General features: G+C 53.2%; 2 tRNA genes and 3 rRNA genes. All 5 read left to right on the forward strand.

What is annotated here, in order from left to right:
* Window positions 1–743 precede the first annotated feature (743 nt).
* Window positions 744–2,256: ribosomal RNA gene (locus D0T11_RS21315) — 16S ribosomal RNA — on the forward strand.
* 137 nt (window positions 2,257–2,393) lie between these two features.
* Window positions 2,394–2,467, forward strand: a tRNA-Ile gene (locus D0T11_RS21320).
* Window positions 2,468–2,501: 34 nt separating this feature from the next.
* A tRNA-Ala gene (locus D0T11_RS21325) sits at window positions 2,502–2,578 on the forward strand.
* Window positions 2,579–2,786: 208 nt separating this feature from the next.
* Window positions 2,787–5,695: ribosomal RNA gene (locus D0T11_RS21330) — 23S ribosomal RNA — on the forward strand.
* Between the two features lie 113 nt (window positions 5,696–5,808).
* Window positions 5,809–5,920: ribosomal RNA gene (gene rrf / locus D0T11_RS21335) — 5S ribosomal RNA — on the forward strand.
* The 16S, 23S and 5S rRNA genes sit together here with 2 tRNA genes alongside, the layout of an rRNA operon.
* Window positions 5,921–5,999: the final 79 nt, after the last annotated feature.

The following is a 5,999-nucleotide window of genomic DNA, read 5'->3' on the forward strand; positions in this document are numbered from 1 at the left end:
GCAGAAAGGGCGCACTTTTGCACTCCCAATCCGAAACGCGGAAGGGACCGGCCGCTCAGGCAGCCCGGGCTTGAAAAAATAGTTTTGCTGCGGGCTTGCAAACTTCCCACCGGGTTTGCTACCTTTGCACCCCGCTTCAACCGGAAGCGCTTTTCACGCCGCCGTCCTTTGGGAAGGCAACGTTGAAAAGTACAACCGCCGGCTTTGTTTGATGCCTTCTCTATAAGGAGGGAAAACGRATCAGGAAGCMTTGGGAAGGCCGAAAAGAAAAGTAAAACTTTCTGCTTCGGTTCTTGGAAAAAGCGAAAAGCTGCTTACCTTTGCATCCCGCTTCAACCGGAAGGGGAAACGCCAGCGAAACGAGAAACACTTCAAAAAAAAGTTTTCTTCTTTTCCTTGCAAGTAGCGAAAAGCTGCTTACCTTTGCATCCCGCTTCGATCGGAAGGGGCTGAAAAYAATTYCTGACTACKCTTTTAGAGTAGTCCACGGCAGGCGCCCAACGGGGCATCGGCACACGTTCTTTGAATGACTGGAAAAGACAAAACGAGTAACGAAGCAGCTGCTTCGCCTGCTGCTTTCTTCGGAAAGCGGGGAGGTAAAGCAGGTAGCGGAAGTTACATGAGTACGGTAAGGAAGACAAGAAAGCGAATCATGGGAGGAGCCCACTACAGCTCGTCAAATGAGAATCGGGTCGGATCAGCACTTGACATCAGCTCTGCTTCGGCAGAGTGTAGTAATTTATACAATGGAGAGTTTGATCCTGGCTCAGGATGAACGCTAGCGGCAGGCCTAATACATGCAAGTCGAACGGTTCTAGCAATAGAATAGTGGCGCACGGGTGCGTAACGCGTAACCAACCTGCCCTTGACTGGGGGATAGCCCGCCGAAAGGCGGATTAATACCGCATAAGACTATAGAACGGCATCGTTTCGTAGTTAAAGATTTATTGGTCAAGGATGGGGTTGCGTAGCATTAGCTAGTTGGCGGGGTAACGGCCCACCAAGGCGACGATGCTTAGGGGACCTGAGAGGGTGATCCCCCACACTGGCACTGAGATACGGGCCAGACTCCTACGGGAGGCAGCAGTAGGGAATATTGGGCAATGGGCGAGAGCCTGACCCAGCCATGCCGCGTGCAGGATGAAGGCCTTCTGGGTTGTAAACTGCTTTTCTCAGGGAAGAAAAAGACCATGCGTGGTACACTGACGGTACCTGAGGAATAAGCACCGGCTAACTCCGTGCCAGCAGCCGCGGTAATACGGAGGGTGCAAGCGTTGTCCGGATTTATTGGGTTTAAAGGGTGCGTAGGCGGCCCGTTAAGTCCGGGGTGAAAGCCCACAGCTCAACTGTGGAACTGCCCTGGATACTGACGGGCTTGAGTCCAGACGAGGTTGGCGGAATGGAAGGTGTAGCGGTGAAATGCATAGATACCTTCCAGAACCCCGATTGCGTAGGCAGCTGACTAGGCTGGTACTGACGCTGAGGCACGAAAGCGTGGGGAGCGAACAGGATTAGATACCCTGGTAGTCCACGCCGTAAACGATGGATACTCGCTGGTGGCGATAGACAGTCACTGGCTTAGCGAAAGCGGTAAGTATCCCACCTGGGGAGTACGCTCGCAAGAGTGAAACTCAAAGGAATTGACGGGGGCCCGCACAAGTGGTGGAGCATGTGGTTTAATTCGATGATACGCGAGGAACCTTACCTAGGCTAGAATGCGCGTGACCGGTTCAGAGATGGACTTTTCCTTCGGGACACAAAGCAAGGTGCTGCATGGCCGTCGTCAGCTCGTGCCGTGAGGTGTTGGGTTAAGTCCCGCAACGAGCGCAACCCCTATGTTTAGTTGCCAGCACGTAATGGTGGGGACTCTAGACAGACTGCCTGCGCAAGCAGTGAGGAAGGCGGGGACGACGTCAGGTCATCATGGCCCTTACGCCTAGGGCTACACACGTGCTACAATGGGCGGTACAGCGGGTTGCTACTGGGTGACCAGATGCCAATCTCAAAAAACCGTTCTCAGTTCGGATCGGAGTCTGCAACTCGACTCCGTGAAGCTGGAATCACTAGTAATCGCGTATCAGCAATGACGCGGTGAATACGTTCCCGGGCCTTGTACACACCGCCCGTCAAGCCATGGAAGTTTGGTAGACCTGAAGCTGGTGCTCCGCAACGAAGCCAGTTAGGGTAGAACAAGTAACTAGGGCTAAGTCGTAACAAGGTAGCCGTACCGGAAGGTGCGGCTGGATCACCTCCTTTCTGGAGCTTGTTCGACTCGATTATTACCGATGGGCTGGGGTTTCGCCCCTGATACGCTGTCCAACTCACCGTACCCAATCGAATTGTCTTTTCCTTTTATTCAATATTTTCACGGATTCGACTCCGCGAGTCGGCCCGGGCTTGTAGCTCAGGTGGTTAGAGCGCTACACTGATAATGTAGAGGTCCCTGGTTCGAGTCCAGGCAGGCCCACTTCGTTTAGCGAATGGCTAAGCGCGGATTAACTGGGGGATTAGCTCAGCTGGCTAGAGCACCTGCCTTGCACGCAGGGGGTCAACGGTTCGACTCCGTTATTCTCCACCATATAATAGAATACCAACCGGGTAATCTATTGGTGACAGGATAGTAAAGAGATGGAATAGGCAACTATTCAATTTCGCACTATTGCCCAATTGGGGTGATACACGTTCTTTGACATAGAGGAAAACAGAGTTTAAGAAAAAGAAAGCAAAAAGAGTGATTAACCGATGGTTAGTCACCCGAGCCGGCCCTTCTACGGAAGGGCCTCTACCGAGAAGTAGAAAAGGGCACACGGGGGATGCCTAGGCTCTCAGAGGCGATGAAGGACGTGATAAGCTGCGATAAGGCCGGGGGATCGGCACATACGAATTGATCCTGGCATTTCCGAATGGGGCAACCCACTAGTTTGAAGAACTAGGGCTTACTCTTTTTAGAAGAGTAGGGGCAAACCCGGGGAACTGAAACATCTAAGTACCCGGAGGAAAAGAAAATAACAATGATTCCCCAAGTAGTGGCGAGCGAACGGGGAGGAGCCCAAACCGGGTTGGTTACGGCCAGTCCGGGGTTGTAGGACCTCAACATCTGATTAYRTTACTTTAGCCGAACGACATGGGAAGGTCGATCATAGAGGGTGAGAATCCCGTAGGCGAGCTGGTAATGTACGGTAGAGGATTCCTGAGTAGGGGGGGACCGGAGAAATCCCCTCTGAATCCAGCGGCACCATCCGCTAAGGCTACATACTCCTGAGAGACCGATAGTGAACTAGTACCGTGAGGGAAAGGTGAAAAGAACCGGGAATACCGGAGTGAAAAGAACCTGAAACCGTGTGCTTACAAGCAGTTAGAGGACTTTAGTGGTCTGATAGCGTGCCTTTTGCATAATGAGCCTACGAGTTACTCCTCTCTGGCAAGGTTAARYGCTTGRAAGCRYGGAGCCGCAGCGAAAGCGAGTCTGAATAGGGCGCAGAGTCAGAGGGGGTAGACGCGAAACTTTGTGATCTACCCTTGGGCAGGTTGAAGGTTGGGTAACACCAACTGGAGGACCGAACCAGTTTCCGTTGAAAAGGATTTGGATGACCTGAGGGTAGGGGTGAAAGGCCAATCAAACTGAGAAATAGCTCGTACTCCCCGAAATGTATTTAGGTACAGCGTCGGCGTTGAGTTACGTGGAGGTAGAGCTACCGATAGGACTAGGGGGTGTCACAGCCTACCGAATCCTGACGAACTCCGAATGCCACGTAATATAGCCGGCAGTGAGGCTTGGGGTGCTAAGGTCCCAGGCCGAGAGGGAAAGAACCCAGACCATCTGCTAAGGTCCCTAAATTCGGACTAAGTTGAACAAAGGAGGTCCACTTGCTTTGACAGCCAGGAGGTTGGCTTGGAAGCAGCCATTCCTTTAAAGAGTGCGTAACAGCTCACTGGTCGAGCGAGAGGGCATCGATAATACACGGGCATCAAGTCCGGTACCGAAGCAATGGATTTGACCTTTAGTGGTCAAGTGGTAGGGGAGCATTCTAGTCAGCGGAGAAGGTGTATCGTCAGGTATGCTGGAGCGGCTAGAAAAGCAAATGTAGGCATGAGTAACGATAAAGGGGGTGAGAAACCCCCTCGCCGATAGACTAAGGTTTCCTGCTCAACGCTAATCGGAGCAGGGTTAGTCGGGACCTAAGGCTACGCCGAGAGGCTACGTCGATGGACAGCTGGTTGATATTCCAGCACTTAGTAAGTAGAGTGATGCAGTGACGCAGAAGTGAAAGTACCGCGAGCGGACGGAAGTGCTCGTTAAAGGGTGTAGGTATAGGCGGGGTAGTTAAGTACGCCCTGTTTGCTGAAACCTGATAGTACCTAGCGGCCTCGGCCAATGGGATAGTGTACCTAATCAGACTGCCAAGAAAACCTGCTAAGCGTTTACTGCTTACTAACCCGTACCGCAAACCGACACAGGTAGTCAAGGAGAGTATCCTGAGGCGCTCGAGTGAATCACGGCCAAGGAACTCGGCAAAATGGTCCTGTAACTTCGGGAGAAGGGACGCTTCCTTGCAGCAATGCAAGAAGCCGCAGTGAAAAGGCCCAGGCGACTGTTTAACAAAAACACATGGCTTTGCGAACGCGTAAGCGGAAGTATAAGGCCTGACACCTGCCCGGTGCCGGAAGGTTAAGAGGGGAACTTAGCGCAAGCGAAGGTTTGAATCGAAGCCCCGGTAAACGGCGGCCGTAACTATAACGGTCCTAAGGTAGCGAAATTCCTTGTCGGGTAAGTTCCGACCTGCACGAATGGTGTAACGATCTGGGCGCTGTCTCAGCCGTGAGCTCGGTGAAATTGTAGTCTCGGTGAAGATGCCGAGTACCCGCCACGGGACGGAAAGACCCCGTGCACCTTTACTATAGGTTGACATTGACGCTGGACAACACATGTGTAGCATAGGTGGGAGACTGTGAGCCCGGGCCGCTAGGTCTGGGGGAGTCAACGTTGAAATACCACCCTTGTGTTGTTTGGCGCCTAATCTGGCAACGGAGACAGTGTCTGCTGGGTAGTTTGACTGGGGTGGTCGCCTCCAAAAGAGTATCGGAGGCTTTCAAAGGTCCGCTCAGTACGCTTGGTAACCGTACGTAGAGCGCAATAGCAGAAGCGGGCTTGACTGTGAGGCCTACAAGCCGAGCAGGGTCGAAAGACGGATATAGTGATCCGGTGGTTCCGTATGGAAGGGCCATCGCTCAAAGGATAAAAGGTACGCCGGGGATAACAGGCTGATCTCCCCCAAGAGCTCATATCGACGGGGAGGTTTGGCACCTCGATGTCGGCTCGTCACGTCCTGGGGCTGGAGAAGGTCCCAAGGGTTCGGCTGTTCGCCGATTAAAGTGGCACGCGAGCTGGGTTCAGAACGTCGTGAGACAGTTCGGTCCCTATCTGTGGTGGGCGTAGGATATTTGACAGGACCTGACTTTAGTACGAGAGGACCGAGTTGGACCAGCCGCTCGTGTACCGGTTGTGACGCCAGTTGCAGTGCCGGGTAGCGACGCTGGGATGAGATAAGCGCTGAAAGCATCTAAGTGCGAAACTCACCTGAAGATGAGATATCCGTTAATAAGAGCCGTGGGAGACGACCACGTTGATAGGCCCTAGGTGTAGAGTCCGAAATGGCACAGCCGAGGGGTACTAAGGGCTCGAACACTTCTGGTACAGACCAAGCGCTTTCGGGCGCGTGCTCACCGCTTCTTTTTCTTGAACGCTGCCTCTATGTCGAATTTCACAGTCCACGGTGTGCGAACACGCGCCGTGTGTGCTGAACAGATAATGGTGGCTTTAGCCCGGGTGTTCACCTCTTCCCATTCCGAACAGAGTCGTTAAGCCCCGGAGCGCCTATGGTACTGCCTTCACCGGTGGGAGAGTCGGTCGCCGCCAACCTTATCTACAAGTCGCCCCGCGGCGTCCAGTCCCCTTCACCCGGGATGGATGCGCGGGGCTTCTTGCGTTTATAGAACCC

Origin of the sequence: Hymenobacter rubripertinctus (genome assembly GCF_003583925.1) — a bacterium.
Classification (GTDB): Bacteria; Bacteroidota; Bacteroidia; order Cytophagales; family Hymenobacteraceae; genus Hymenobacter; species Hymenobacter rubripertinctus.